This is a genomic window from Herminiimonas arsenitoxidans, assembly GCF_900130075.1.
Taxonomy (GTDB): Bacteria; Pseudomonadota; Gammaproteobacteria; order Burkholderiales; family Burkholderiaceae_D; genus Oxalicibacterium; species Oxalicibacterium arsenitoxidans.
Window position 1 is genome coordinate 2,346,767 of record NZ_LT671418.1, and the last position, 26,530, is coordinate 2,373,296.

The following is a 26,530-nucleotide window of genomic DNA, read 5'->3' on the forward strand; positions in this document are numbered from 1 at the left end:
AAGGCGTTACCTATATTTATTCAGGAAAGAAAGTAGACATGTCTTCATCAAGATTTTCACAACGAACAATATTATTTTCCGTGCCTGATCGTTACGCGTCTTCTCGCGTTATTAACATTTGCAACCATGACTACACGCGGATGGCACATTCTTTTAAACCTGCAAAGACAGCTCTTTTGCTAGCCGTGCTGTTTTCTGCGACGGCGATGCCTATGCGTCCGGTGCACGCACAATCGACAGCCGAAAAAACCCTTCCTGTTGTTGAGGTGGCAGCACCTATGGCAAACGGCATCATCAATCTGGATACACCGACGACTACCGGTAGCCGCCTAGGTCTGACACCGCGCGAAACACCTGCGACAGTAACCGTGGTCGATAGAGCCACCATAGATGCACGCGGCGCAGAAGATACGCAGGAAATTCTCAAGGCAATTCCGGGCGTAAGCGCGCACAACGCGCCCGGCAATATTACCGTTCGTTATCGCGGCTTCAGCGGTGGCTCGGTCAGCCAGTTGTACAACGGTATAGATTTGAACTACACGATCGCGAACCGGGCAGTCGATAGCTGGATCTATGATCGCGTCGAAGCCATCGGTGGGCCGTCTAGTTTCTTATACGGTGCCGGTGCCGTTGGTGGTTCGATCAATTACATTACCAAGATCGCTCAACGTGACGATGTTTCCGAGGGGCGCGTACGTGTAGGAAGCGAGGGCTTGAAGGAGGCATCCATCGGATTGAATCGCCGTATAGCAGGTGATGATTCAGGGACGCCATCACATTATTTGCGTATCGATTTGAATGATCACCATTCGGATGGATGGACGGATGGCACTAAAACACATTCCACCCAATTGGCAACTTCACTGCTGTCAGACTTCGGACGAGGCCTTACGCATACTCTGGCGTATGAATATCAGAATGATGTGGTTGATCGTCCTTATTGGGGCACGCCTTTGCTAAATCCAATTGCTGGTACCTTGCGGATAGATGACGGCACGCGCTTCAAAAACTACAACAGCGCCGATGGTATTTATAAACAACGTGTGCAATGGCTGCGTTCGATCACTGATTTGCAAGTCAATGATGCGCTGCATTTCAAGAATACTTTTTACGCTTATGATGCTCAGCGCGATTACCGTAACGTTGAGACTTACCGTTTTAATGCCGACAATACACAAGTCATACGCTCAGGTGCATTCCTACAACGGCATGATCAACGCGTAGTCGGCAATCGAATTGATGGCACATATAAAGGTGAGCTCGCAGGACTCCGCAGCGATTGGTCCTTTGGTTTGGATATGGCATTAAACAAACAGACTCGCTTTCCGAAAAGTTTGCCGGGAACGGTGAGTACGGTTGATCCCTACAACTTTGTGACAGAGAACTTCTTTGATATTCCAGGTATGACGCCGGGTTTTGTGCCAAGCATGACAAACAAGGTTACAACCACCGCCTTGTACGTGGAAAATCGAACATCTCTGCTACCAGCGTTAAATCTCGTAACGGCATTGCGTCATGAACGTATCGATTTGAACTTGATCAATCGTGGTGTTGTGAACGCCAGTAATCCAGCGAGCTATGAGCGCAGTTATAACCCCACGACAGGTCGTGTTGGTCTGGTCTGGGACATCACACCAAACGCAATGACTTATATACAGTACGCAACGGCAGCCGATCCACCGGCAGGCTCACTTGCAACCGCGTCTTTTGCGAATGCCATCACCAATACCGAACTCACAACAGGACGTCAGTTAGAGATCGGCGCCAAGCTGGATTTCTGGCAAGGAAAAGGAAGTGCGACGGCAGCCATCTACAGTATCGCCCGCAAGAACATCGCGACCCAAGATCCCAACAATAGTGCGCTGACGATACTGGTGGGAGAACAAAGCGCCAAGGGTATTGATCTGTCAGTCGGCTTGCAAGCGACACGCCAGTGGGCAGTACGCGCTGACTTTACCTACGTCAATGCGCAGTACGAAGATTTCAGACAAGGCGGCGTTTCTCTGGCGGGCAATACCCCAACCAACATACCAGCGACCGTAGCAAATCTGTGGACATCATATGCAATTACGCCGGCTCTACAAGCCAGCATGGGTATACGCCGTGTCGGTAAAGTCTATGCCGATGCTGCAAACACGATGGTTTGGCCAAGCTACACACTGCTTGATCTCGGCCTGGCTTATCAGATCAATCGTAATGTCTCCTTGATAGGACGTATCCGTAATGCCACCGATAAAATCTATGCTGCCAACACCAGCGTTAGCAGCACTGCCGCCTCTGCCTATCTTGGTGCACCACGCACTGCAGACGTGACGCTGCGTATCACTTTTTAATCGGAGAAATTGATGCGGATCCGCTTGAAACGTTATTTGTTTCTTGTACATAGGTGGCTAGGTATTGTCGCTTGCGTTTTCTTTGCGATGTGGTTTATCTCGGGCGTAGTGATGATGTATGTCGGCTATCCCAAACTCACGGAACGGGAACGCCTGCAACACTTGCCACCTATTGATGCACAGCTCAATTTGCTTTCTCCCAAGCAGGCACTTGATGCTGCTGGCATCACGGGTCCCCTATCTGAATTGCGATTGGCTAATGCGAGTGCGGGTAAACCGGTTTATCTGATTTCCCCCACGAACAAGAAATCAGATGCAATGGGTAGCAAGCAACCCGCTCGTGTAGGTAGTACGGTAGTCATCGATGCGCAAAGCGGCGAGCGCTTGCGCAATGTAGATGTTCAACATGCGCTTGCCAGCGCTGCCGCTTATGCAGGCAAGGGCACCACCGTCAGTTACCTTGATAGCGTGGATGAAGATGCATTTACTCACTCACGCGCACTTGATGCGCATAGACCGCTGCATCGAATAGAAATCAATGACCAGGATGCGACGCTGGTTTATGTTTCGGGCAAAACGGGGGAGGTCGTAAGAGATGCAACCCGCAACGAGCGTATCTGGAACTATGCAGGCGCATGGATACACTGGCTCTATCCGTTTCGTGGCAATGTTTTTAACGCCTATTGGACGGATATCGTTATCTACTTATCCATCCTCGGCATCGTAGCCGCGATCACCGGGACGATAGTCGGCATCACGCGTTGGCGATTTTCCAGGCCGTATCGCAATGGCTCGCATTCGCCCTATCAAAATGGAATCATGAAGTGGCATCACATCGCAGGCTTGCTCTTTGCAGTGATCACGATCACGTGGATTTTCAGCGGCCTGATGTCCATGAATCCCTGGCGCATCTTTGACAGTGGCGCGCAACCATTACGCACAGAATTAATGCAAGGCGGACCACTGACGATTTCAACGCAAGATGCAGCACCGAAAAACTTGCTAGCCGCTATTGATCACCCTGTTCGTGAATTGCGCTGGACGCATAACCTTGGGCTCTCCACCGTACTCGCCTATGGCGCAGTAGGTGCACCTTCACTACTGGATAGTCACAGCGCAACAGCGCGAACAATTGATCAGAATGCATTGCTAGCCAGTGCACGACAGCTATTGCCAGCATCGGTGGCAAGTGTCGAACAACTTGATCATTACGATCTGTATTACTACGCACGTGAACCTCACACGATGGGCGGTGGCAGCGAAAAGCCTTTACCTATACTCCGTGTGATTTTTGATGATCCGCACGCTACTTGGGTACACATTGATCCGCATACAGGCTTAGTCTTGGGCAAGATCGACAGCCATAAACGCACAAGTCGCTGGCTCTTTGCGATGCTGCATAGCTGGGATTGGCTACCACTGCTGGACCGACGTCCGCTATGGGACATACTACTGATCATATTGAGTCTGGGGGGCGCGACACTCAGCATTACCGGTGTCATTATTGGATGGCGCAGATTAGGGAAAAAACTCAGAGCAGTTTAAAACTCGAGTTAAATACACCTTAAGTAAACCGCGCACTCCACAGTCACGATATCTCTTGCATAGAATTGTGTAGCGATACTTGATGATTAGAAATAAGCGAATGTTACTATTCTGAAACTGCATACAAATATGCATAGCAGTAACAGAGGCGGAAAGCTTATGACGATAGTCACGGTATTCAACCAGAAGGGCGGCGTGGGCAAAACCACCACTGCACTGAATCTAGCTGCTGCGTTGGCGCGGCGCGGTTGCCGTCCCTACGGTATTGACCTCGATCCACAAGCCCACTTGAGCGCCATTGCCGGCATCACGGCAAACTCCGGCGACGACACCATCCTCAGTCTGTTCCAGCGTAATCGCCCACTGCAAGAGTTAGTGCAAACGTCCGCCACCAGCGGCCTCGGCCTGATTCCCGCACACATGGAATTATCCAAGGTCGATACGCTGTTCGGCAAAGGCTACAACATCGTCAATATGCTCAACGCCACATTGCGCGCAGAAAAATTCCACGATCCGAATACGCCGGTACTGATCGATTGTTGTCCACTGATAGGCGTGCTGTCGCTCAATGCCATCTTTGCCTGCGATAGTCTGATCGTGCCGGTATCAGCCGATCATCTGTCAGCAAAAGGTGCGATGCAAATCGAAAAAACCTTGCGTGCACTGGAGCCGGTCTTGAAGCGTCGCGTCAATCGGCGTTACTTGTTAACGCGCTTCGATGGACGACGCGGCATGGCCTGGGAAGTATTGAAAGTGCTGGAAGAGAAGTTCGGTGCCGATGTCTGTCGCACTCGCATTGCAGAGAACGTCAGCCTCGCTGAGAGTCCTGCGCACAACAAAACCATTTTTGAGCACGCACCGAACAGCCGCGGTGCGCAGGATTACGAAACCTTGCTCGATGAACTACTAGCCGACGGCTTTATCCAGCAGCCAGATTCAGCGCGAGATGAGCGTCAAGATATCGTCGACTGATTGCGCAATGCCCGGTCGCTGAACAGCGCCTTTGATATCGCAACGCAAGACTTCGCAATGTCGATACATTTGTCGCAGCTTGCGTTCTGCATCACCACGATCCATACCGCCGATGACTATGCTTTCAAGCTTTTGGCCTTCGCGCGTCTTCACTGAAAAATCGTATTTCAACATGACCACCTCCTACACTTCGCACAAATGGAGCAGTTCGCGTATGTCACCAATCTGGCGCAACGAATTGGCAGATTAACACGCAGTCAAGCATTTGGTTGCCGAAACGTAACCTACAGCAACAGAAATGTCCCTATTTTGTGCAAAAAAGCGACTATCTACGCGCAAAACTCTAACTTTTAGCCAACTGCCATCTCAGTTATCAAAAAAACCTTACTAGGCAGCAATCCATAGCAAATATCACGCCATCTTGTTTCAAAAAGATCGGCTATGCTGATGACGCAACCTTTGTCGCTATGTAAGGTCGCACAAGACCCCCACTCATTTTTCCAAGGACTTGTCATGCGCATAGATATTTACCGGAGAGCAGAACACGCAGGCCACTTTTCATACCTCGCAGTGCCGGAAGGCCGATTACTTCCAGAAGAAGTCGTCAACACCGATTGGGAACCGACAGATCGCAGCGTCGATCTCGCAGACAATGCAACGCACCTGGCAGACTTTGCGATTGATAATCCATTTGGACAAATCAATGCAAAGGGATATGCCATCACCAGCGTCAAAGCACTGCCGAGTAAACCACCTCGCCCTTCATAAAATATCTAATAAAACCGTAGCAGATGTCACAGCCCACAACGCGCCCTGAATCCACTCGCGCCGGATAACACCATACGATGGTGTTCGCACACTGTGCACTACGCTGTACACCACATCTGCAGCAATCTAATTAATCCGCTCGGCACCCGCCGGGCGGTTTTTATATCGGTGGGCCAGCATGCACACACCATCATTCTCTCTGCACCGTTACGCAACACGCGCACCTTGGTCGCAAGTCATCTGCATGCTGGGAGCGATGATGTGCATGACCTCGGGCGATGCATTTGCACAATCGACAAACAAGATACGTACCGAAGTCATCGCACAAGGTCTGGATCATCCGTGGGCCGTTGCCTTCATCGATAGCAATCGCATGCTCGTGACCGAACGCTCGGGGAATATGCGCATCGCGCAAGCAGGCGCAGCACTTTCGGCACCGTTGACTGGTTTGCCGAAGATAGAAGTCGGCGGTCAGGGCGGCTTGCTCGATGTGATTACCGACAGTCGTTTTACCGATAATCGCATCATTTATTTTTGCTACAGCGAAGAAGCGAATAGCCACACTGGCGGCAGTGGCAACTCCACCGCGTTGGCATCAGCGCGTTTGTCGAACGATTTAAAAAAGCTGGAGCAAGTCAAAGTACTCTTCAGCCAGCAACCCAAGTTCGCCAGCCGTGCCCACTTCGGCTGTCGCATCGTCGAGAACAACGACGGCACTTTATTCCTCACGCTGGGCGACCGCTACAGTCGCATGCAGGATGCGCAAACGCTGGACAATCATCACGGCAAAGTCATCCGCATACGCAAGGATGGTTCGGTACCGCCGGACAATCCATTTGTCGGCACAGTCGGTGCGCTGCCAGAAATCTGGAGCATAGGCCATCGCAACTCACAAGGCGCGACGCTGGGACCGGATGGCAGATTGTGGATGCACGAACACGGCCCGCAAGGCGGTGACGAAATCAATCGCCCACAAGCCGGCAAGAACTACGGCTGGCCCATCATCACCTACGGTGAAAATTACGGCGGTGGCAAAATCGGCGCAGGGCTAACTACCAAAGCAGGCATGGAACAACCGCTCTACCAATGGACGCCATCGATCGCACCATCCGGCATGGCATTCCTGCACAGCGATAAATACGGCAAAGCGTGGCAAGGCAATCTGTTTGTAGGCTCGCTCAAGTTCCGCTATCTGGCGCGGCTGGAAATCAAGGATGGCAAAGTGGTACAGGAAGAACGTCTGCTGCCGGATCTGGAACAACGCGTGCGCGATGTACGTGTAGGACCGGATGGCTTGCTGTATATAGTGACAGATGAAGCGCGCGGGCAAGTGCTGCGCTTGGTGCCTGCACCTTAACCTCGTTTTGCCATCTTTCGCATGCAAAGCGTTTAAATTTACGCTTTGCATCGACGGCTTTAATCCGCTTCCCATGCGATTTTCAGTACTGTTTTAAGCACCGTTACGTTCTACAAAACTGCTCTGTTCTCAGCGCCGACTACGACATTTTCAGCATTTTCCTTACTTCGCCATTCTTCCCATACTTCTCGAATCGCATGCCATGCCAGCAGTAAATCAATGGCCCATTGCTGCCATCTTGTCGTGTTTATCGACCAAAACAGGAAATATCTTTCACATTCAGCCTGATCTACGACTTTAGTCGTATGCGCAAAGAATGGAGCTGACCTAGAATTCAGCAACTCTTATCTCACGCTCAGGCCTTTAATGAACATCAGCTACCGCAGCCTCTGGAATCCCACCCTCGGCATCTGGGTGGCCGTGTCAGAAATTGCGCGTGCACGCGGCAAGCGCAGCGGCGGCAGCCGCACAACGACGTTCGTGGGTAGAAGTGCCGTAGCACTGGCCTTGCTGCTGGGTAGTACAGCAGCCCTGGCGGGTGGAGATGGCGGTTATGGCGGCGGTTATTCAACTCAGGACGATAAGACGTACGGCTGGACAGCGGGTGACAGCACGACCGGATTGGGAGGACAGGGAGGCAACGGCAACGGTGGCTCGGGCGGCGGCAGCGGCGGCAGCGGCGGCTTGGGCGGCAGCGGCGGCAGCGACACCATCGTCATGGGAGGTGGCGGTGGCGGTGGCGGTGGCGGCGCTACTGGTGTGCTCATGGCAATTGACGAGAGCACTAACGCTAGCGCGATCACTGGCGGTCGCGGCGGCGCTGGCGGCTTGGGCGACGGATACGCCGACGGCGGCGGCGGCGGCGGTGGGGCCGGTGTCGTCGCCGCGACAGGGCTGACCAATTTCACGAACAATAGCACCATCAAGGGCGGCACCGGTGGTTACGGCATGAACTTCGTCGACATCAACCGCGGCGGCGGCGGCGGCGGCGGCGGCGCCGGTGTATTCGCGCCAGCAGGTCTGATCAATTTTATTAACAATGGCACCATTACCGGCGGCTTATCTGGCTTCGACGCCGTCGGCGGCCAAGGCTTTTACAGCAGCAACGGCGGCAACGGTGAAGGCGGCGCGGCAGGTGGTGTCTTCAATGGTGTTGGAAGTCAAGGCGGTGTCGGCATCATAGGCCGCGACATGTCCATCACTAATGCGGGTACCATCAGCGGCGGTTTCGCTACCTCTGGCAATACCCAAGCCAATGCCATCACCTTCACCGGCGGCAGCAACAGTCTCACGCTGCAAACCCACTCAGTACTTAACGGTGCAATAGGTATCAACAGCGGCGCTACCGCCAGCATCGTGGCGGGCAACAGCGGTTTGGCCGTGGGCGATGTCATTATGAACGGCAACGCCACCATGAACACCAACGGCAACATCCTGAGCGTCACAGGTGTCATTTCAGGCACGGGCAGTCTGATCAAAGACGGCATCGGCAATCTGATTCTCACTGGCACCAACACCTACGGTGGTACTACCAGCATCAACGCCGGCATCTTGTCAGTCAACGGTGCCATCACATCAACCGCCAATGTCAACAACGGTGGCACACTGGGCGGCACCGGTACGGTGGGCAATACCACCATTGCATCAGGCGGCGTGCTGGCACCGGGTAATTCGATAGGCACACTCAACGTTGCAGGCAATCTGAATTTTGCATCTGGTTCGATTTACCGCGTCGAAGTTGATGCTGCCGGCAACAATGACCGCACCAATGTCACCGGCACAGCCAACCTCAACGGCACCCTGGACATTCAAGCCAGCGCCGGCACTTATGCGGCCAATACGACTTACACCATCCTCCATGCAACGGGTGGACTGAGCGGCACCTTTACCAGCGTCACATCCAATCTGGCCTTCCTGATACCGACGCTGACTTATGAGCTCGTCTCCGACAATGTCCGCCTGACCCTGACACGTAATAGCACCAGCTACAGTAGCGTCGCCGTCACACCTAATCAAATTGCAACGTCCACTTCTTTGCAAAGCATGAGCGGTGCGACCGGCGATCTGGCTAACGTCATGACTGCAGTAACAGGCCTATCCGCTGAACAAGCACGTGCCAGTTATGACGCGATGAGCGGTGCCAGTCTGAGTGCGATGAGTCGTGCCGGTGCCGGTTTTTCTGCCGGCGTCGGTAGTCAAATGCGCGCGCGTCTGGCGGCAGTCAGTGGTAATAGCTCTTCTGCCACTGCCTTCGAGTCACCAGTGCAGTTGAGTGGCAATGATCATGTCTATGATTTGTTTTCTTCGAGTTCTACTGCATCGCAATCTTCATCACGCACTTCCTCTGGCCTCACCGGTTTGGGTGCATCAGCTGATTCTTCTGTGAACAACTACGGTCGCGGTTTCTGGTTACGCGGTTACGGCAATTATCAATCGACCAGCAGTGATGGCAATGGTGTCGCTAGTACGGTACGCAGTAATGGCTTGAGTGTGGGTTTCGATACTGAAGTCAGCGAAGGTTTGGTTGTGGGTGTGGCCGGCACCTTCGGTAAATCCAGTTTACGTTTCGATAGTAACGATACCGGTCGTTCGCGTGATCGTGCGATTGCTGCTTATGCGAGTTACAAGACAGGACCGTGGAACTTCAATGGTTCTGCCAACTTTGCTTTTAACAGCAGCAATATGGCAAGACAAATCGCAGTTGGTGCGTTGACGCGTACGGCTACCTCTGCCTTTGATGGCAATACAGCTTCTGTCTATGGTGAAGCGACCTACGATATTCAGATGCAGAGTTGGATGTTGCAACCTTTGGCGGCTTTGTCTTTAAGCCGTAGCAAGACTGATGGTTTTACTGAACAAGGTGCCGGTGCCTTGAATCTGCAGGTGGCGGGACAGACGACTAATTCGGTGAAGACGCTGTTCGGTGCGAAAGCACAATTTGAAGTCGGACAAGTAAAACTGGAACCACGGTTAGCATGGGGACATGAGTTTGGCGATGCGAATGCACCGATGACGATGCAGTTTGCCGGATCGGCAGCACCGTCTTTCCTGGTTTCTGGGGTGAAGCTGCCGCGCAATAGTGTGATTGCTGGTTTGGGAATCAGCAGCAATATCAGCAAAAACAGCAACAGCAACAGCAATCTGTCTCTCTTCGCTGATGTTCAGGGCGAGTACAACAGCAGACAGAGCAATGTGGCGCTGTTGGTGGGAATACGCAGTCGCTGGTAAAAATAAGTCTGAATGCGTGAATGTTGATTACTGCTCACGCATTCAGACTATGTATTGCATCAAGCTGTTTCGGAAATGACGTTAACGCTGCTGCTTGAGTTGGCAATATCTTGATCGAACTTGCCGTAGGTCTGTGCCAGTTGCGTCATGATTTTCATCACGGCGTCCATGCTGGTTTTCTTGTCAGTTTCGCTGCTGGCAGTTTTAGAAGCTTCGCTCAATTGATAGGCAACCAGTTCCTGCAAGCTGACGGTGCCGTCTTGATTGGTATCGGCTGCTTCGTAGGTTTTCGTGGTGCTGCTTCCGGCTGAACTACCACCGCCACCGCCGCCTGCTGGTGGAGCTGGTGGTGCACCCGCTGCTTGCTCCGTTGCGCCGCTACCGCTGGCGGCACTTGCCGCACCATTTGGCCCACCCAACTGATCGATACCAGCGGCCAGTTCTTCCTTAGTGATTTTGTTATCACCGTCGGTATCCAGCGCTTTGAAAATTTCTTCCACCTTGGCCGTATTGGCTTCGGTATCGGTAGAGTTTTTATCGAAGGCGGCTTGCAGCGATTCCTTGTCGAGATAACCCTGATTCTTGGTATCCAGACTGGAGAAAATATCATCTATCGATGGTGGCGCTGGTGGCGGCTCACCGGCTCCTGCACGTGCAACGCGCGAACTATCGAATTGCGCATCCAGTTGATCAGCCAATTGCTTGACGCCATCCGTCAGCTCCTGCTTGGTGATCTTGCCGTCGCTGTCGGTGTCTATCTTGCTGAGGAATTGATCGACATCGGTAGAGGTCGAGCTGCCATCTGCCGAGACTTGCTCCAGCGCCGATTGCAACGCAGCCTTGTCGATATAACCCTGATTTTTGGTATCGACCTTGGCGAACAAATCGTTCGCTATCTTGGTCGCGTCCGGACGCTGTACGGTCCATGATGTGCTGCTGCTCACTCCGCCGATTGCCATGTTTTTTCTCCCATTGATTGACGCCGGCAGAGACCCTATCTCTATGCAGGCGATCTCAGGATGTCAGCGCAATGTATCCGCGGCATGTGTACTTTGTATCGAGATTGATACATTCGGCATATTTGCAACAAAAGGGCTAGCGTGTGATGGCAATACTGGCAATCAAGCCGCCTTCCGGCGCATTACGCAAGGTGAGGCGACCATCACATTGAATTGCGGCTTCACGCGCGATGGATAGTCCCAAACCCACACCGCCATAAGCCTTGTTGCGAGAAGGATCTAGCCGTACGAAAGGTTCGAATACTGCGGCCATCTTGTCCGGTGGAATTCCCGGACCGCGATCTTGCACTTCTATCACCAGCGTCTCTTGCGTATCACGCAGCGTGATCACCGCTTCCTGTCCGTAGCGCAAAGCGTTTTCCACTAAATTGCTGAGGCAGCGACGCAAAGCTATCGGTCGCGTGAACAGAGGTTCTGCCGTACCCGACATGCTGACCTTGTCGCCATTGGCGCCAGCATCTTCGGCGATGACTTCGATCAGAGACTGCACATCGAGCAATTGCAAAGGCTCGGTTGACACTCGCTCACGTAAATAATCCAGCGTCGCATCCAGCATATCGGCCATCTCGCCAATGTCATCGCGCAGTTTTTGTTTGGCATAATTCTCGGACAAATTCTCGATGCGCAACTTCATGCGCGTAAGCGGCGTACGTAGATCATGCGACACGGCGGCGACAAAACGTTCGCGCTCTTCAATCTGCCCGCGCACCTTGTGTTGCATGTCATTGAACACGCGTGCCGTCTGGCGCGCTTCATCCGGCCCTTGTTCTTTCATCGGTACGCTGTACAGATTTTTCGCCAGCTGCGCCGACGCATGTGCGACTTGCTGCATGGGACGCGCTAGGAAGCGCGCACCAAACCAGGCCGTCGCCGTCAGCGTAATGAACTGAACGATCAAGCCTATCCACAAACCCGGCGGCAGCGGTCGGAAGGTGTAACCGCCGATTTCCCACATAGGAGGCGGAGGGCGACGCATGAATCCATCCGGCTCTGCCATTTGCCCGGCATGCGCCCGCATGTGCGGTGGTGGCCCTGGTGGAAAATCGCGATCAAAGAATTTGAAGAGCAAGACAAATGTCATGACGTGGCTGACCACCAGCGCCATCACCACCAACGCAAACAGCCGAGCGAAAATGGTGTTTGGAATCAGTTTCATCGCACGACCTTGGCATCGAACATATAGCCTTCGCCGCGTATCGTTTTGAGGAATTTCGGGTCTTTCGGATCTTCTTCCAGCTTTTGTCGCAGGCGCGAAACGAGCAAATCAATGCTGCGATCGAATGCCGTCGCGTTCTGGCCACGCGCCGCATCCATCAATTGATCCCGACTCAAGACGCGGTAGGGACGTTCGATAAAAACAGACAACAGACGAAATTCTGCATTGGAGAGCGGTACGACCATGCGCTGCGGCGTGACCAACTGACGTGCCAGACGATTGATGGTCCAGCCTTCAAAATGCCATAGCTCGGTATTGTCGTCGGCAGTCTGACCACGCTTCTTGCCATCCTTGGTACGACGCAGAATGGTGTGTATACGTGCAACCAGTTCACGCGGGTCAAAAGGCTTCATCACATAATCGTCAGCGCCCAGCTCCAATCCGACCACACGATCCGTCGATTCACCGCGTGCGGTCAGAATAATGATCGGAATATCAGTCGTTGTGCGTAACTGCCGACAGAGTGACAAACCATCCTCGCCCGGCAACATCAGATCGAGAATGATGGCATCGAAGTGCATCGTTGCCATGGCCTCGCGCATCGCCTCACCATCAGCCACGCCATGCGCCCGAATGGAAAAATCGGCCAGGTAATTCGCCAGCAAATGACGGATTTCTTCATCGTCATCGACGATCAAGACGCTCGTCGTATCCATCTTTGCATCACTCTTCGTATCGCTTTTTACATCACTCATTATTGCGTTCCATCTTCCGTTATGCCGACATATTGCCGCGCACCAATTGAGCAGATAATCTCACAAGGCCATGCGGCTTGCCAGTTTGCTTGCGCCGATATCGTCGCAAATGAGTGTAGATGCAACACTGGATTAAAGCTGTCTCGGTCGCCTTACTCCCTTACAATAGCGGCTCTACAAATGGAGTCTCTATGTTTTCAGGAAAATCGCTAGACGAACTGTTGGCGCAAAAGAAGGTTCGGCTGACACTCACCGTGCTCTGCATCTACTTTGCCGTGATGGGTGCATATCAATTAGTTACCGGCGTGAATGAAGTCGACTGGCTGCGCGGCGGCGGCAATCTGCTGGTGTGGGGCGGCTTTGCGGTATCCAATGCCAGGAAGGCATACGGTCGTACACAGCCCGGCATCAATATTCCTATCAATATCGGCGTAGTACTGGTCGTGGCTAGCTGGATCGTCAGAATGTAAGCAAGAGGTCATCATGCAATTCAGACACTACAAAGGCGGCATCTACGATTTTGTTTGCGCCGCCAAACTGGAATCCGATCCCAGCATCGTGATGATTGTGTACACCGCCGCGGATGGTTCATTCTGGACGCGGCCGGAAAGCGTGTTCTTTGAAAAGTTTGAGCACCAAGGGCAAACCGTACAACGCTTTGTGCCTATAGAAGAATCTGCTAGCTGAAATAGCGCATGCGTGATTGCATGCGCTGCGCGTTACAATCACCGCATACGCAATCCGATTTTCAACCAGCTGACCGAAGAGAAGAAAACGTGTACGCACTGATCATCGAAGATAATCCGGATATCGTCGCCAATCTGTACGGATTCCTGGAGCCGCTAGGCTATACGCTGGATGTCGCCTTGAGCGGCTCGGCTGGCGTCACGCGTGCCACCAGTGCGCACTACGATGTAATCGTGCTGGATCTAGAGTTACCGGGCATAGACGGCATCGAAGTCTGCCGCCAACTGCGCAAAGAGCATCGCCTCGCCACACCCATCCTGATCCTGACCGCACGCGATACCGTCAAAGACAAGCTGACTGGCTTCGAAGTCGGTGCTGACGATTATCTGGTTAAACCTTTTTCACTGGTTGAGCTGGAAGCCAGACTGAAAGCGCTGGTACGCCGCGCCCGCAATGAGAACGTCGAACATATTCTGGAATTCGGCGAATTGCGCTACGACCTCAGTCGTTGCGAAGCCAAACGCGCCGGCCACAAACTCACGCTGACGCCAACCGGCTACAAATTGCTGGAATCGCTGATGCGTAAAGCACCAGCGCTGATCACGCGCGAAGAATTATTACGTGAAATATGGGGCGACGATCCGCCCGATAGCGACGCGCTGCGCACGCACATCCATGCCTTGCGCCATGCGATGGATAGACCTTTTGTGAAACCAATGTTGCGTACATTGCCAGGCAGCGGTTATCGCCTGATCGACCATGATGAAACCTAGTCAATCGCTAAAGAACCGTATTGCCGGTGCTTTTATCCTGCTGGCCTTTGTGCTGTGCAGTTTCTTTTCGCTGGCCGCATACACCGCGGTCGAATTGATGGAATCCAAGCTGATCGATAAAAATCTCGATAAGCTGGCGACCAATCTGATTGGCCAATACGTCAATCATCGCACGCTGGAACTACCACCCGACATCAGTTTTTACGTTGGCGTGGAAATCCCGGAAACTCTGCGCAAGCTGCCGCCTGGCATTCATGAGATTGAAATCGAAGGCTCAGAAATGCATGTCGTCGTGCGCATGGCCAACGATCAACACTTTGTCATTGCCGACGACACCAGTGATTTCGAGCGCACTGAATTACTGATTTTCTTTGCCATCGCCGCCGGCTTTATTGCCAGCCTCCTGCTGGCGGTCGGCCTCGGCCGTACATTTGCCAAACACGTTATTGCTCCGCTGACTGCATTGGCCACGTCGGTAGAACATAACGACATGCCATCCACACTGCCTTCGCTCAATACACAAAATGAAGTCGGCATGCTGGCACGTGCCTTCACCAAACGTACCGATCAGTTGCAACAATTTCTCGCCGATGAAAAATTGTTTACCGGCGATGTCAGCCATGAGTTGCGCACACCACTGACCATCATCCTCGGCGCATCCGAATTATTAAAAGTGCAGTTGGCACAATCGCCAGATCAATTGGCAGTGGCCGAACGCATACGTCGCGTCGCGGCCGAAGCATCCGAGCGCGTCAGTGCCTTGCTCATGCTGTCGCAATCACCGGATACCCTGGGCGGCTCGCAACTCTCGCTCACACATTTGATCGAACGCGAAATTGAGCGCTGCCGCCAACTCTTGCTCGGCAAGCCGGTACAAATTGAGTTCCATGCATCCAGCGATGTCTGGGTCTATGCACGTGCAGAGCTGGCCGGGATCGCGATCGGCAATCTGCTCCGCAACGCCTGCCAGTACACGGAAGAAGGCACCGTCAAGGTACAGCTAACAACGCAACAATTAACAATTGAAGATAACGGGCCTGGCATTCCGGACAATGTGCGCACCCGCCTGTTCGAGCGCTTCGTACGTGGCAGCGAGAACCATCATGTTGGCTCCGGCCTCGGCCTGGCAATTGTTAAACGGGTAGCAGATCATCTCGGTTGGAAGATTCAATATGAAAGCCCGGCCGGCGGTGGCAGTCGTTTTATTCTGGCCTTCCCAGCCAATGCTCATATCGAACATCGGCACGTTCCTCTCTGAGATAACAACGGTCAAGCAAGCCGCATGATCGTCATTGACCTCGCAATGAGAGACATTTCAATAACATTAACGCGCCCTTAACGGCATAGGCGATAGCGTATTGGTTTGTCTATTCTGAGGTCGGTGTCCGTCTTGAAAACATCGCAAGCAACCGGAAGCACCGGCGCAGTACTTGAAGCACGCGGCAGCAGCCGCTTTCTCCATATCGTAAATCGTCTTCCCGCCATCAGTACCGAACGGCTCACCATACTGGCCAGCCTGTTCTTTTCGCTGACATCCAATTATTTGTTCTTTTCAGCAGCAGTGGCTGGACGCAATTGGGCGCAATTCGACTCCTGGCTTTTTGCCGGTGCAATCTTCGTTGCGATCACGGCATTGCAATCTGCAGCGTTGCTCTTCCTGCTGAATCGCTGGACTGCCAAACCGGTACTTACCGTGCTGTTCCTCGTCACGGCCGCGGCAACGTATTACATGAACAAGTACACCGTGTTCTTCGATTCGGACATGGTGAGAAATATCCTGCGTACCGACGTCAAGGAAGCCAGTGAACTGTTCTCGCTGAGCTTCTGTATACATATGCTCGTATTCGCCGTGCTGCCGATACTACTGCTATGGAAGCTGCGTTTGAAAACGACATCCTGGTATCGTGCTATCCCGGTTCGTCTGCTGTATATCATTGGTGCACTCGCCGTTACGGCTGGCTCCACCATGCTGGTTTATCAGGATTTTTCCTCGCTGATGCGCAATCAGAAGGAAGTCCGCTACCTGATCACGCCCAGCAATTATCTATACTCGCTAGTGCGCGTCGTAGTCGCCGATACCGCACACGCCAACACGCCACGCGTCAAAATCAGCGAAGACGCGAAGATGGCAGCAACTTGGGGCCAACGTACCAAACCCATGCTCTTTATATTAGTAGTGGGTGAAACGACACGCGCCGCGAACTGGGGCTTGAACGGTTACGAACACCAAACCACACCGGAGTTAAGCAAGCTGGATGTAATGAACTTCCCGCATGCGACTTCATGCGGTACCAATACCGAAGTGTCGGTTCCGTGCATGTTCTCTATCTACGGACGACGTAACTACGACGAAGCAAAGATACGCGGTCACGAATCGCTGCTGCACATCATCGATCATGTCGGCGTCAAAACAATATGGCGAGATAACCAGGCCGGTTGCAAAGGTGTATGCGACGGTCTTGAAGAACAGCAGTTAGGTAATAGTAAAAATCCTGCCTTGTGTGACGGCGAGCGCTGTCTCGATGAGATCATGTTGGAAAACATGGATGGCGAAATACATAAAGCGAAGAACGGCAATCTATTCATCGTCATGCATCAACTGGGCAATCACGGTCCGGCTTATTACCGTCGTTATCCAGCGTCTATGCGCACCTTTACGCCGACTTGCGATACATCCGATCTGAGCAAATGTTCACGCGAACAGATCGTCAATGCGTATGACAATGGCGTGCTGTACACCGATCACTTCCTGGCGAAAACCATCGCTTATCTGAAGACACAAACGACTTACGATACCGCGATGCTGTATCTGTCTGACCATGGTGAATCGTTGGGCGAACACGGCATTTATCTGCACGGCTTGCCGTACTCGATCGCGCCTAAAGAGCAAACACAAATCCCTATGGTGATGTGGCTGTCACAAGGTTTTGCCAACAGCTTCCATCTGAATAAAGACTGCCTGGCAAAACGTGCCGCCAACCCAGTCAGTCAGGATAATCTGTTCCACTCCATCCTCGGTATGCTGCAGATCGAATCCAAGTATTACGATAAGTCGCTGGATATCAGCGCAGAATGCCGCTCATAAAGTCTTAGTTCATCTGGTGGGCGACTAGCATGCCGCTCACCAGCAAACCCGTCGGCGCCAGCAAACGGCGCTTGTTGCTTGGTCTGTCTTCCACCCATTTGAACAATAATGCTCCACCGATAATGCTGACGCATAAAGCGATCAGCATGCCGATGACGTTCACAATAGGTTCTTGCGGGAAGAAATGGAAGAACACTGCATTCACGATCATGCACAAAGGAAAGTGAATCAGGAAGACTGAGTATGAGATACGTCCGAGGTAAGTCAAAAAGCCAGGCATCTGCCAGCGTTCCAATACACCCAACTGACGTGCAACACCCAGCATCAGCATCACGCAACCTGCCACCAGTATGCGTCCGCGGAAATCAAACAACAGTGCCGCGACCACCACCAGACCCAAAGCCGCCAACCACATCATGCCCAGCGGGCGACGCGACGCCCAGTACGCCAAGGTACCCAAGCCATACGAGCCGAAAAAGTACAAGGCGGTTTCATCCAATCCTGTATTCCGGTTGAAGACAAACAGGGACGCAAAGGTCAGCAGTGCAATGAACAAAGGACCGATGATGCGCAGCTTCGGATAATGCACTTCAACTTTTCCGCCCAGCCATAACAACATGGCTGCAACGGCGAACAGTTGCAAATCAATCGCCACATACCAGACGCCGGCAGACAAGGCTTCCTGATCCATCAAATCCTGTAACAAGAAAATGTGCGGCAACAACTGCGCGAGACTAGGTGCATCCGGGATCGAATCGCTGGTCATCCACTCGCGTGCCAGCGCCGCGCACAGAATCGCAAATACCAGCGCCACCAGATAAGGAATCACCAGACGCAAATAACGTTGATAAATTGCTCTGATCGGATGCGTCAGAGAAGTAGCGCCATCCGGTGCAAATTTTGCGGCCAACAAGAATCCTGCAATCACAAAGAAAGCCTGCACTGCCATCCGGCCATATTGATAAAACAGATCGATCACGGTCGGCATCAGTGGATACGCAATATCGGACATCGGACCGTAAAACGCGAGGTGATGCAAAACAATCAACAAACAGGCAACCGCCTTGAGCGCATCGACGCAAGGCATTCTTGAAGCAGTGGACATGGATTCTGACTTGGTGGAATGTAATCTTGACGCGCCCGTCTCATGGGATGAGCGCCGGGCGCAAGTCTACACGCACTCGCACCAGTTTGCAGACTTAAGTGCCTGCAAAACAATACTGCAAGTAGCAAATCCGTTTGACGGTCGAAATAGAATTGACCTCAATCAAGAACGATGATGTCGATGCAGTGAGGCTGCTATTTAACCTGGGTACTATTTGCTGCTGCGCCATTCTTGTACATAACGCACGACCGATGCTGTTCTCGGTGTCTGTAGCCATGTCGGCAGGCGTTCTTCATACGCTTGGCGATAAGTTGTTGCTGTCACCTGGTTCGCCATGAAGGTTTCAACCGAAGCTTCGCTCCATCTCTCATACAACGTGTAAAGGTTTTCATCCTGTACATCCTGATGCAGCGTACAACTGACGAATGCCTCTTCTTTTGCCATCTGCTCTATCAAAGCAGTGACAGCTGTTTTCCACTCTTGCACGTATTCCGGTTTGATATGTAATTGCACATAAAAGACCAAATCTTGTTTAACCATTATTTCTTTCTCATGTATTTATAAACACGCATCAGCGGCGTGGCGGCAAATGCAATTATGATACACAGCCTGATTAAATGAATGCAGATGCCCCATGAGCAATATCGACACACCCAACGCCCCTGACACTAACGAAGCGGATCAAGACAGCGCCATACACGAAGCACGCTTATGGCGCGACAATGGCTGGACCGCACGCGTCATCAAGAATGAAGACGATGAAGGCTGGGCCGTCGCGATGATCAAGGATGGTGAATCCGAACCCGCTCTGGTCGGTCCGTGGACCATGGGACGCGACAAGAAGAATCCCAAGCCGTTGGACACACCGGCCTTCCATACGCTGGTCAAGACTGCGTCAGAAGTCTTGCGCCGCCATGAACAGCAATTGCATGCAGATCTGCACAAAAGCGTGACCGTCAATACCGCCAACGCCAGCATTACCGTCACCCTGGACATCGTGCCGGACGAAGATGATCCCTACGCTTTATTAGCTGCGCAAGATGAAGCCGGCGATCAACTTGCCGAAGTGCGCGTCGCCGCGAACTTCAAGCTGACACGTAGCAGTGCGGCTGACTGGATAGAAGCCGAATACCGCAAGCCGCGTTGAGTTTTCACGGCTTGGGTAGCCTGCTAAGATATCTCTCCATGAACACAACACCACCTGTCGAAATCACCCAGCAACTGTCAAATACGCGCGCCATACTGGAACACCATCTGGCAGGAAGCTTGCAAGCCATACACTTGTTTGGTTCCGCCATCGATGGCGGACTCAAGCCGCATAGCGATATAGACTTGCTGGTCACGGTCAGTACTCCACCAACCGAATCGACCCGACGCTCGCTGATGATGGAGCTGTTGACGGTCTCTGCATGGCCAGGAAGCAGCACATCATATCGCCCACTCGAAGTGACGGTTATCGCCCGGGAAGAAGTTATACCTTGGCGTTACCCGGCGCGGCGCGAACTTCAATTCGGTGAATGGCTGCGCGAAGAACTGCAAGCCGGCATTATCGAACCAGCCATGCTGGACCATGACCTTGCGATCTTGCTGACAAAAGCGAGACAGCACAGTGTCTGCTTGATGGGCATCCCCGCAACTGAATTCTTCGATCCAGTCCCCAGAGAAGATTTTGCAAAGGCACTGTCTGACACCATCGCGCAATGGAATGAAGCATCAGACTGGCAAGGCGACGAGCAAACTGTCGTGCTGGCTCTTGCACGCATCTGGTTCAGTGTCTCTACGGGGAAAATCGCGCCTAAGGATATCGCCGCCGCATGGGCGCTTGAGCGCTTGCCGGAAGAGTACCGACCAGTACTGGCAAAAGCACAGGCCGCTTACCTGCATGGTGCAGCCGACGAATTGGCTGACGACACAGAGCGGATGAGTCCGTATGTACACTACGTCAAGACTATGATTCAGCGTGCCTGACTAGTGCAAATGCATCAATCTCAGAGTTTGCCGTACAAACGCGCGAACTCTTCTTCCAGTGTATTTTTCGGTAATGAACTATTGCCGCGACCATACCAGTAACGCGCGTTACCGAGATCGCCTTCCACCCGATGCAGATAGCCATGTATCTGGCAGGACAGTTCATCCGAATGCACTTGCACCAATGCGTGTGCTTCTTCCCAGTTGCCGGCCTTCTCTAAATCCAGCACTTTCTTGTGATCGCAAACCATTTCAATTCCTTCGTACTAATTCTTTTTTATTCATTAATCATCTGAGCCGTATCGCTCCAGTTCGAAAGCCTCGGCATATTCTGCATCGAGCTCACGTCCGGTTTTACGATTGACGGCCAGCACGCGTTCATCAAATCCTTGTCCGCGCGTATTCAAATTACGCTGATGTTGCGAGCGATGCAAGCGCAACAATTCTGCTTTCCATGCCGCGCTGTCAGCGTCAAACGGTGTGTAGAGATCCGTACGCATCGCGACGGTTTTTGCATCCTGATTCAGCACCGCCCATATTGACAATTTTTCTGCCAAAGCAACTGCGCGGAACAAGGCATACGTGCGTTGATGCGTGATATTGCTGTCGTTCCCGTGTGGCATAAACACTAGATCGGGTTGACGTTGCGATAAGTAATCACGAATGATTTCCTGATTCGCAACATCCAGACGTGGATTACCTTTTTCATCCGGCGGCAAACGCAAGAAGCTAATACGCTCCGACGGCAAGCCGAAGAATGCACAACTTGCAACTTGTTCAGCTTCGCGCAGAACAGCTTTTTCATCATTCGTATGTGCATTGGCAAAACCATCTTCGACGCCACTTGCACCTGTCGTCAATACCGCCAGATGTATCGTATCGCCACGTTGATGAAAGTAGCGCAAGGTAATAGCGATCGCATCAAAGTCATCCGGATGCGGTGCCAGTATCACCAGTGTGAGTGGCGATGACAACGACAACTGATGCAGATTCAGTGGCACGCCTTTAGCCGATGTTTGTAATGATGAAAACATCATCGCACCTTTATCACTTGACTATGGTGCCGGCCTTCAATGCCGCGACTGTTTCCTTGTAACCACCTATCAATTTGCCATCGACGAACACTTGCGGAAACGTAGGCCAGCCACTCCACATCTTGATTGCCAGACGCGGCTTCCACATTGAAAAGTAATTACCGTATTCCAGATACTGGAAATTGACACCGGCGTCCGACAAGGCAGTACGCGCTTTTTTAACGAAAGGATTGAGTCCCATGCCAACCACCACAACTTTATTAGTTGCGATGGCATGGGCTACTTCGTTGACAGTTTTTTGATGATAAGCGGCGATGTAATGAGTGACATCCGGCGACAATTTGTCAGAAGATAAAACAGGGCGAGTCATGATGCTCCTTGAATTTTTGATCAGCAGCAAATATCTGCCATTATTTTTCCAACGCTATTTGCGGTGGCGTTAGAGGTTCTTCCTTGATGCCACGTGCCTTGCGCATCATGCGCTTGACCCAATGTTCCAGATCATCAATATAGGTAAACACCGCAGGCACCACCAGCAAACTCAGCAAGGTCGAGGTTATCAAGCCGCCGATCACCGTGATCGCCATCGGCGAACGGAAACTAGGATCAGCGCCCCAGCCCAGCGCCAATGGCAACATGCCGGCACCCATCGCAATCGTCGTCATGATAATCGGACGACTACGTTTATGACAGGCGTCAACCAAGGCATCGTAGCGATTCATCCCTTGCTGACGCGCCAGAATTGCATAGTCGACCAGCAAGATTGAGTTCTTCGTCACGATGCCCATCAACATGATCAAACCGATCATCGATGGCATCGACAAGGCGCGGCCCGTCAGCAATAGTGCGACGAAAGCACCTCCGATGGACAAAGGCAAAGCAGCCAAAATCGTGATCGGTTGCATGAAGTCTTTGAACAACAAGACCAGCACGCAGTAGATACACAAGACACCAATCAACATCGCCAGACCGAAGCTGTTAAACAGCGCCTGCATCTCTTGCGCATCACCCAGTTCAGCGATCTTTACCGCTGGCGGCAGATTCCGCATCGATGGCAGGGCGCGTGCTTCGGTATTCAATTCACCTAATGAACGCGAACCCAGTTCCACATCCAACGTCACGTTGCGGCTGCGATTTAAACGATCGATTTGCGCCGGGCCACTATCCATATATACAGACGCGACATTGCCCAACATCACCGGGCCATTTTTACCCGGCACCGTCAGACGTTCAATTGCAGCCAGATCGGCGCGCATATTGTCTGGCAGCTTGATACGTATAGGCACCTGGCGCTCGGACAAATTCAGCTTGGGCAAATTCATATCGTAGTCACCGGCAGTGGCAACACGTACGGTTTCGCCCATGCTAGAGGTTGTCACGCCAAGATCAGCCGCACGCGCAGTATCGGGACGCACGATGATTTCAGGACGCACCAGCGATGCACTGGAAGTGACATTGCCTATACCTTTCAGGCCACGCAATTCACGTTCAACTTTTTGTGCTGCCTCCGACAATGCGAGTGGATCTTCACTGCGCAATACCAGTTGCATCTTGACGCCGGTATCCGGCGGTCCAACGTTGAAACGTGCACCAGGGATATCCGCGATGTTGGCGCGTATCTTGGTTTCAATATCCGACATCGATTCGTGCCTGTCGTTACGATGCGTGGTCGTCAGCGTCAGCACCGCACGACGTGCTTCAGCAGAAGCACCTGGCGCAAATGCATCACCGCTGGAACCACCACCGATAGAACTGAAAACGCTCTTGATGTTTTTATCCTGCGAGACTGCAAGACGCACTCGTTCTGCCACAGCGGTTGTTTCTGCCAACGTACTGCCCGGTGGCAACTCGATATTGATTTGCGTCTGACCACGATCTGCCGGCGGTACAAAACCGGTCGGCAACAAAGGTACCAGCAAGATGGAACCGACAAAGAACACGCCGGAAGCGATGGCCGTCGTCAGACGATGCGTCAAACACCAACGCATGATGATCAAGTAGCGCTGCATCATCCAGCTATCTTTTTCTACATGATGCTTGACCGGCTTCAGGATATACGCCGCCATCATAGGTGTGAGTAAACGCGCGACGACCAAGGATGCCAACACCGCTAACACCGCAGTCCAGCCGAACTGCTTGAAGAACAAACCCGGAATACCGGCCATGAATGCAGTCGGCAAGAACACGGCAACCAGTGCAAAGGTGGTCGCGATCACGGCCATACCAATTTCATCGGCAGCTTCCATCGCAGCTTGCATCGGCGTCTTGCCCATATTCAGATGGCGCGAGATATTTTCAATCTCCACAATCGCATCATCGACCAGCACCCCGACCACCAGTGCCAGCGAGAGCAGGGTCACCGTATTGAGCGTGTAACCGAAATAGCTCAAGCCGAGGAAGGTAGGAATCACCGATAAAGGCAAGGCCGCTGATGCGACTAGTGTGGCGCGCCAGTCGCGCAAGAACCACCACACCACCAGCACCGCGAGAATCGCGCCTTCGTACAACAACTCCATCGAACCTTCGAAATTTTCCTTGACCGGCTCGGCGTTATCTATCGCTTCCTTGAAGATGATATTGCGATTGTTTTTCTGCAATTCCTCTACTGCTGCCTTGGTGCCATTGGCGACCGCCAATTCGCTCGCACCCTTGGTGCGGAATACTTCAAAGCCGACAACTGTGTGGCCGTCTTGTGAAGCCGACGAACGTCGTTCCGCAATGGTATCGGTCACATTGGCAACTTGATCGAGTCGGATGTGATGACCATCGGCCAGCGGAATATCCAGCTTAGACAACTCAGCCGCAGTCTTCACCGTCGCGATAGTGCGCACTGCTTGTTCTGCACCACTGACATCGCCACGACCGCCCGGTGCTTCCTGCTGTACCAAACGCAAACGACGCGACACATCGACAGCGGCCACATTCAAGGCCGCCATCTTGGCTGGATCAAGTTCAACTCTTACTTCACGCGTCACGCCACCGACACGCTTGACCGAACCGACGCCCGGCACTGCGAGCAGACGTTTGGACACTGTGTTGTCGACGAACCAGCTCAGTTCCTGTTCATCGAGCTGACTGCCCGGTGCGGCCGCTGCGGTAAAGGTCAGGATCACGCGGCCTGCGGTCGATACCTTGGTCACCGATGGATCACGCAAATCAGCCGGCAAGTCAGCACGTATCAGCGCTACCGCATCACGCACATCATTGACAGCATCCGAGATATTTTTTTCAAGTACAAACTCCACCGTCACGGTGACTGCACCGTCGAGTACCTTGGTATAAATATTCTTGATGCCTTGCAGCGTGGCGACTGAGTTCTCTATCTTGCGCGCCACCTCGGTTTCCAACTGCGCCGGCGCAGCGCCGGGCAGGGAAGCAGAGACGGTGACGATAGGCAATTCAATATCAGGGAAATCCTGCACCGCGTTCGACTTGAACGCGAGCAAGCCGCCCAAGGCCAGCAATGCAAACAGCATGATGGCCGGGATCGGGTTCTTGATGGATAGCGAGGAAAAATTCACGCTTACTCCTATTTAGTCGCAGCGGTAGCGCGCACAGGCGTGCCCGCATCTTGCGATGCACTGCCTGCGGCAACCGGTGGTGTCGCTGGTACGACTTTCACCAGATCGCCATCGTTGAGGAAGCCAGCACCATTCGCCACCAGCACCGCATCTGCCGGGATACCGGATACGATTTCAATCCTGTCAGCCAGACGACGCCCCGGTTGAACTTTTGTTTGTGTCACGCGGCTATCCGCATTCACACGGAAGACATAACTGAAGCCATCACGAATCACGATGGCCTGCTGCGGCACGGTCACCGCAGTGGAAACACCGAGATCAAATTGGCCAGTAGCAAACATACCGGCACGCACTGGTGCGATCTTCGCTGCTGTCGGTGCCAGATCGACATACACCAGCGCCGCGCGATTTTGCGCGTCCACAGTAGGTGCGATCATGCGTACCTTGCCTTTGACTTGCGTACCATTGGCCGCCGTGATCAAGGCCGGCGTACCCGTTGCCAAACGCCCCAACTCGGCCGAAGTCACTTCAGCGCGCCATTCCAAACGGCCCTGACGGATCATGCGAAACAATTCGGTACCTGCGCTCACAACCGCGCCTACTGTTGCACTACGTGCAGAAATCACGCCGTCATCCGGTGCCAGCACTTGTGTTTGATTCAAGCGCACGATACGTACTTCCAATGCAGCTTTTGCTGCTTCCGCTTTCGCCTTGGCAGTTTGTTCCGTGGTCAGATATTGATTGATCTGCTGTGTGCTTAAAGCGCCAGTTGTCTCCAACGTGCGTGCGCGCTCTGCATTATTTTTCGCATCGGCGGCATTGGCTTCTGCTTCCATCAGACTGGCGCGTGCCTGTGCCACATCGGCCTTCACTGAAGCAACCGAGAAGGTTGCCAGCACTTGGCCGCGCTTGACGACGTCACCAACATTGACGCGCACTTCCATCAATTGCAAACCATTCGATTCACTGCCTATGATGGCTTCCTGCCATGCGGTTACAGTGCCGTTGGCGGTCAAGTAGATAGGTAAGTGTGCCTGCGATGGTTGCGCAGTCGTCACGGCCAGCGCCGGTTTAGGGCCGGTATCGTCTTTCTTCTTGGCGGCCTCGGATTTGCCGCTGCTCATTACGATCACAATCGCGGCCAGCGCCAGCACGGCGACCACAGCGATAACGATGGTTTTTTTGTTGAAACGTTTCATGTTTGCGTCCGTCATTCAGATTCAG

At 52.8% G+C, this 26,530-nt stretch carries 24 protein-coding genes; 13 read left to right on the forward strand and 11 right to left on the reverse strand.

All coding sequences use genetic code 11. The features are described from left to right. Positions 1 to 140 precede the first annotated feature (140 nt). The 3 genes from BQ6873_RS11090 (at position 141) to BQ6873_RS11100 (ending at position 4,850) form a co-directional block, all read left to right on the forward strand. Positions 141 to 2,333, forward strand: coding sequence for a TonB-dependent receptor (locus BQ6873_RS11090; RefSeq protein WP_076592698.1), 2,193 nt, complete (start codon positions 141 to 143; stop codon positions 2,331 to 2,333). A 12-nt stretch (positions 2,334 to 2,345) separates the two neighbouring features. After that, positions 2,346 to 3,878: a PepSY domain-containing protein gene (locus tag BQ6873_RS11095; protein WP_076592699.1), complete on the forward strand. Its 1,533-nt coding sequence runs from the start codon at positions 2,346 to 2,348 to the stop codon at positions 3,876 to 3,878. A gap of 159 nt (positions 3,879 to 4,037) precedes the next feature. Then, positions 4,038 to 4,850, forward strand: a complete 813-nt coding sequence (locus BQ6873_RS11100) for a ParA family protein (protein ID WP_076592700.1) — start codon at positions 4,038 to 4,040, stop codon at positions 4,848 to 4,850. Here the strand turns inward: BQ6873_RS11100 and BQ6873_RS11105 are convergent. Then, the gene (locus BQ6873_RS11105) at positions 4,815 to 5,024 is read right to left on the reverse strand and encodes a hypothetical protein (RefSeq protein WP_076592701.1); all 210 of its coding nucleotides are present in this window, start codon (positions 5,022 to 5,024) and stop codon (positions 4,815 to 4,817) included. The two genes, BQ6873_RS11100 and BQ6873_RS11105, sit on opposite strands and share 36 nt — an antisense overlap. 339 nt (positions 5,025 to 5,363) lie before the next feature. Between BQ6873_RS11105 and BQ6873_RS11110 the strand changes: the two genes are divergently transcribed. The 3 genes from BQ6873_RS11110 to BQ6873_RS18355 all read left to right on the forward strand — a co-directional run bounded on the left by BQ6873_RS11110 (position 5,364) and on the right by BQ6873_RS18355 (position 10,203). After that, the gene (locus tag BQ6873_RS11110) at positions 5,364 to 5,618 is read left to right on the forward strand and encodes a DUF6139 family protein (RefSeq protein ID WP_076592702.1); all 255 of its coding nucleotides are present in this window, start codon (positions 5,364 to 5,366) and stop codon (positions 5,616 to 5,618) included. Positions 5,619 to 5,874: 256 nt separating this feature from the next. Further along, the gene (locus tag BQ6873_RS11115) at positions 5,875 to 6,975 is read left to right on the forward strand and encodes a PQQ-dependent sugar dehydrogenase (RefSeq protein ID WP_231949440.1); all 1,101 of its coding nucleotides are present in this window, start codon (positions 5,875 to 5,877) and stop codon (positions 6,973 to 6,975) included. Positions 6,976 to 7,341: 366 nt separating this feature from the next. Continuing rightward, on the forward strand, positions 7,342 to 10,203 hold the full coding sequence (locus BQ6873_RS18355; RefSeq protein WP_076592703.1) for an autotransporter domain-containing protein: 2,862 nt from the start codon (positions 7,342 to 7,344) through the stop codon (positions 10,201 to 10,203). A 59-nt stretch (positions 10,204 to 10,262) separates the two neighbouring features. Here the strand turns inward: BQ6873_RS18355 and BQ6873_RS11125 are convergent, their stop codons facing one another. The 3 genes from BQ6873_RS11125 to BQ6873_RS11135 all read right to left on the reverse strand — a co-directional run bounded on the left by BQ6873_RS11125 (position 10,263) and on the right by BQ6873_RS11135 (position 13,133). After that, complete coding sequence (locus tag BQ6873_RS11125) at positions 10,263 to 11,162, reverse strand: EF-hand domain-containing protein (protein ID WP_076592704.1); 900 nt, start codon at positions 11,160 to 11,162, stop codon at positions 10,263 to 10,265. Between the two features lie 136 nt (positions 11,163 to 11,298). Next, on the reverse strand, positions 11,299 to 12,378 hold the full coding sequence (locus BQ6873_RS11130) for an ATP-binding protein (protein WP_076592705.1): 1,080 nt from the start codon (positions 12,376 to 12,378) through the stop codon (positions 11,299 to 11,301). Next, entirely contained in the window at positions 12,375 to 13,133 is a 759-nt protein-coding gene (locus BQ6873_RS11135; RefSeq protein WP_083664451.1) for a response regulator, read from the reverse strand. The genes BQ6873_RS11130 and BQ6873_RS11135 overlap by 4 nt, the downstream gene beginning before the upstream one ends. 191 nt (positions 13,134 to 13,324) lie before the next feature. Between BQ6873_RS11135 and BQ6873_RS11140 the strand changes: the two genes are divergently transcribed. The 5 genes from BQ6873_RS11140 to BQ6873_RS11160 all read left to right on the forward strand — a co-directional run bounded on the left by BQ6873_RS11140 (position 13,325) and on the right by BQ6873_RS11160 (position 17,678). Beyond that, entirely contained in the window at positions 13,325 to 13,603 is a 279-nt protein-coding gene (locus BQ6873_RS11140; RefSeq protein WP_076592706.1) for a hypothetical protein, read from the forward strand. 13 nt (positions 13,604 to 13,616) lie between these two features. Continuing rightward, positions 13,617 to 13,820 (forward strand): DUF1653 domain-containing protein, encoded by a 204-nt coding sequence (locus BQ6873_RS11145; RefSeq protein WP_076592707.1) that lies wholly within the window; start codon positions 13,617 to 13,619, stop codon positions 13,818 to 13,820. An 89-nt stretch (positions 13,821 to 13,909) separates the two neighbouring features. Continuing rightward, on the forward strand, positions 13,910 to 14,593 hold the full coding sequence (locus tag BQ6873_RS11150) for a response regulator transcription factor (RefSeq protein WP_076594081.1): 684 nt from the start codon (positions 13,910 to 13,912) through the stop codon (positions 14,591 to 14,593). Beyond that, on the forward strand, positions 14,580 to 15,851 hold the full coding sequence (locus tag BQ6873_RS11155) for a sensor histidine kinase (RefSeq protein WP_231949323.1): 1,272 nt from the start codon (positions 14,580 to 14,582) through the stop codon (positions 15,849 to 15,851). Before BQ6873_RS11150 ends, BQ6873_RS11155 begins: the two co-directional genes overlap by 14 nt. Before the next feature lie 123 nt (positions 15,852 to 15,974). Continuing rightward, entirely contained in the window at positions 15,975 to 17,678 is a 1,704-nt protein-coding gene (locus BQ6873_RS11160) for a phosphoethanolamine transferase (RefSeq protein ID WP_231949324.1), read from the forward strand. A gap of 4 nt (positions 17,679 to 17,682) precedes the next feature. Here the strand turns inward: BQ6873_RS11160 and BQ6873_RS11165 are convergent, their stop codons facing one another. Both BQ6873_RS11165 and BQ6873_RS11170 read right to left on the reverse strand, forming a co-directional pair. After that, the gene (locus BQ6873_RS11165) at positions 17,683 to 18,783 is read right to left on the reverse strand and encodes an acyltransferase family protein (protein ID WP_076592708.1); all 1,101 of its coding nucleotides are present in this window, start codon (positions 18,781 to 18,783) and stop codon (positions 17,683 to 17,685) included. Between the two features lie 210 nt (positions 18,784 to 18,993). Next, the gene (locus BQ6873_RS11170; protein WP_076592709.1) at positions 18,994 to 19,323 is read right to left on the reverse strand and encodes a putative quinol monooxygenase; all 330 of its coding nucleotides are present in this window, start codon (positions 19,321 to 19,323) and stop codon (positions 18,994 to 18,996) included. 94 nt (positions 19,324 to 19,417) lie between these two features. On the opposite strand from BQ6873_RS11170, the gene BQ6873_RS11175 reads away from it, so the two are divergent. After that, positions 19,418 to 19,930 carry a hypothetical protein gene (locus BQ6873_RS11175; protein WP_076592710.1) on the forward strand — a complete coding sequence of 171 codons (513 nt, stop codon included), beginning with the start codon at positions 19,418 to 19,420 and terminating at the stop codon, positions 19,928 to 19,930. A 38-nt stretch (positions 19,931 to 19,968) separates the two neighbouring features. Beyond that, the gene (locus BQ6873_RS11180; RefSeq protein WP_076592711.1) at positions 19,969 to 20,751 is read left to right on the forward strand and encodes an AadA family aminoglycoside 3''-O-nucleotidyltransferase; all 783 of its coding nucleotides are present in this window, start codon (positions 19,969 to 19,971) and stop codon (positions 20,749 to 20,751) included. A 20-nt stretch (positions 20,752 to 20,771) separates the two neighbouring features. Here BQ6873_RS11180 and BQ6873_RS11185 read toward each other — a convergent pair whose 3' ends face one another. From BQ6873_RS11185 to BQ6873_RS11205, 5 genes are read right to left on the reverse strand one after another with little or no spacing between them, the layout of a single operon-like run. Beyond that, positions 20,772 to 21,002 carry a hypothetical protein gene (locus BQ6873_RS11185; protein ID WP_076592712.1) on the reverse strand — a complete coding sequence of 77 codons (231 nt, stop codon included), beginning with the start codon at positions 21,000 to 21,002 and terminating at the stop codon, positions 20,772 to 20,774. 33 nt (positions 21,003 to 21,035) lie between these two features. After that, positions 21,036 to 21,785 (reverse strand): PIG-L deacetylase family protein, encoded by a 750-nt coding sequence (locus BQ6873_RS11190; RefSeq protein ID WP_083664541.1) that lies wholly within the window; start codon positions 21,783 to 21,785, stop codon positions 21,036 to 21,038. Positions 21,786 to 21,798: 13 nt separating this feature from the next. After that, the gene (locus BQ6873_RS11195) at positions 21,799 to 22,155 is read right to left on the reverse strand and encodes a glutaredoxin (protein WP_076592714.1); all 357 of its coding nucleotides are present in this window, start codon (positions 22,153 to 22,155) and stop codon (positions 21,799 to 21,801) included. A 40-nt stretch (positions 22,156 to 22,195) separates the two neighbouring features. Then, on the reverse strand, positions 22,196 to 25,306 hold the full coding sequence (locus BQ6873_RS11200; RefSeq protein WP_076592715.1) for an efflux RND transporter permease subunit: 3,111 nt from the start codon (positions 25,304 to 25,306) through the stop codon (positions 22,196 to 22,198). 8 nt (positions 25,307 to 25,314) lie between these two features. Further along, a complete protein-coding gene (locus BQ6873_RS11205; RefSeq protein ID WP_076594084.1) occupies positions 25,315 to 26,505 on the reverse strand; it encodes an efflux RND transporter periplasmic adaptor subunit in 1,191 nt (396 codons plus the stop codon). Between the last annotated feature and the right edge of the window lie 25 nt (positions 26,506 to 26,530).

Excerpts from the sequence above, each read along its gene's own strand:
- BQ6873_RS11190 (WP_083664541.1), bottom strand. The coding sequence starts at position 21,785 with ATGTTTTCATCATTACAAACATCGGCTAAAGGCGTGCCACTGAATCTG.
- BQ6873_RS11115 (WP_231949440.1), top strand. The coding sequence starts at position 5,875 with ATGATGTGCATGACCTCGGGCGATGCATTTGCACAATCGACAAACAAG.
- BQ6873_RS11170 (WP_076592709.1), bottom strand. The coding sequence starts at position 19,323 with ATGGTTAAACAAGATTTGGTCTTTTATGTGCAATTACATATCAAACCG.
- BQ6873_RS11145 (WP_076592707.1), top strand. The coding sequence starts at position 13,617 with ATGCAATTCAGACACTACAAAGGCGGCATCTACGATTTTGTTTGCGCC.
- BQ6873_RS11185 (WP_076592712.1), bottom strand. The coding sequence starts at position 21,002 with ATGGTTTGCGATCACAAGAAAGTGCTGGATTTAGAGAAGGCCGGCAAC.
- BQ6873_RS11125 (WP_076592704.1), bottom strand. The coding sequence starts at position 11,162 with ATGGCAATCGGCGGAGTGAGCAGCAGCACATCATGGACCGTACAGCGT.
- BQ6873_RS11165 (WP_076592708.1), bottom strand. The coding sequence starts at position 18,783 with ATGTCCACTGCTTCAAGAATGCCTTGCGTCGATGCGCTCAAGGCGGTT.
- BQ6873_RS11095 (WP_076592699.1), top strand. The coding sequence starts at position 2,346 with ATGCGGATCCGCTTGAAACGTTATTTGTTTCTTGTACATAGGTGGCTA.
- BQ6873_RS11135 (WP_083664451.1), bottom strand. The coding sequence starts at position 13,133 with ATGAGTGATGTAAAAAGCGATACGAAGAGTGATGCAAAGATGGATACG.
- BQ6873_RS18355 (WP_076592703.1), top strand. The coding sequence starts at position 7,342 with ATGAACATCAGCTACCGCAGCCTCTGGAATCCCACCCTCGGCATCTGG.
- BQ6873_RS11130 (WP_076592705.1), bottom strand. The coding sequence starts at position 12,378 with ATGAAACTGATTCCAAACACCATTTTCGCTCGGCTGTTTGCGTTGGTG.
- BQ6873_RS11195 (WP_076592714.1), bottom strand. The coding sequence starts at position 22,155 with ATGACTCGCCCTGTTTTATCTTCTGACAAATTGTCGCCGGATGTCACT.
- BQ6873_RS11100 (WP_076592700.1), top strand. The coding sequence starts at position 4,038 with ATGACGATAGTCACGGTATTCAACCAGAAGGGCGGCGTGGGCAAAACC.
- BQ6873_RS11090 (WP_076592698.1), top strand. The coding sequence starts at position 141 with ATGGCACATTCTTTTAAACCTGCAAAGACAGCTCTTTTGCTAGCCGTG.
- BQ6873_RS11105 (WP_076592701.1), bottom strand. The coding sequence starts at position 5,024 with ATGTTGAAATACGATTTTTCAGTGAAGACGCGCGAAGGCCAAAAGCTT.
- BQ6873_RS11110 (WP_076592702.1), top strand. The coding sequence starts at position 5,364 with ATGCGCATAGATATTTACCGGAGAGCAGAACACGCAGGCCACTTTTCA.
- BQ6873_RS11180 (WP_076592711.1), top strand. The coding sequence starts at position 19,969 with ATGAACACAACACCACCTGTCGAAATCACCCAGCAACTGTCAAATACG.
- BQ6873_RS11140 (WP_076592706.1), top strand. The coding sequence starts at position 13,325 with ATGTTTTCAGGAAAATCGCTAGACGAACTGTTGGCGCAAAAGAAGGTT.
- BQ6873_RS11155 (WP_231949323.1), top strand. The coding sequence starts at position 14,580 with ATGATGAAACCTAGTCAATCGCTAAAGAACCGTATTGCCGGTGCTTTT.
- BQ6873_RS11205 (WP_076594084.1), bottom strand. The coding sequence starts at position 26,505 with ATGAAACGTTTCAACAAAAAAACCATCGTTATCGCTGTGGTCGCCGTG.
- BQ6873_RS11175 (WP_076592710.1), top strand. The coding sequence starts at position 19,418 with ATGAGCAATATCGACACACCCAACGCCCCTGACACTAACGAAGCGGAT.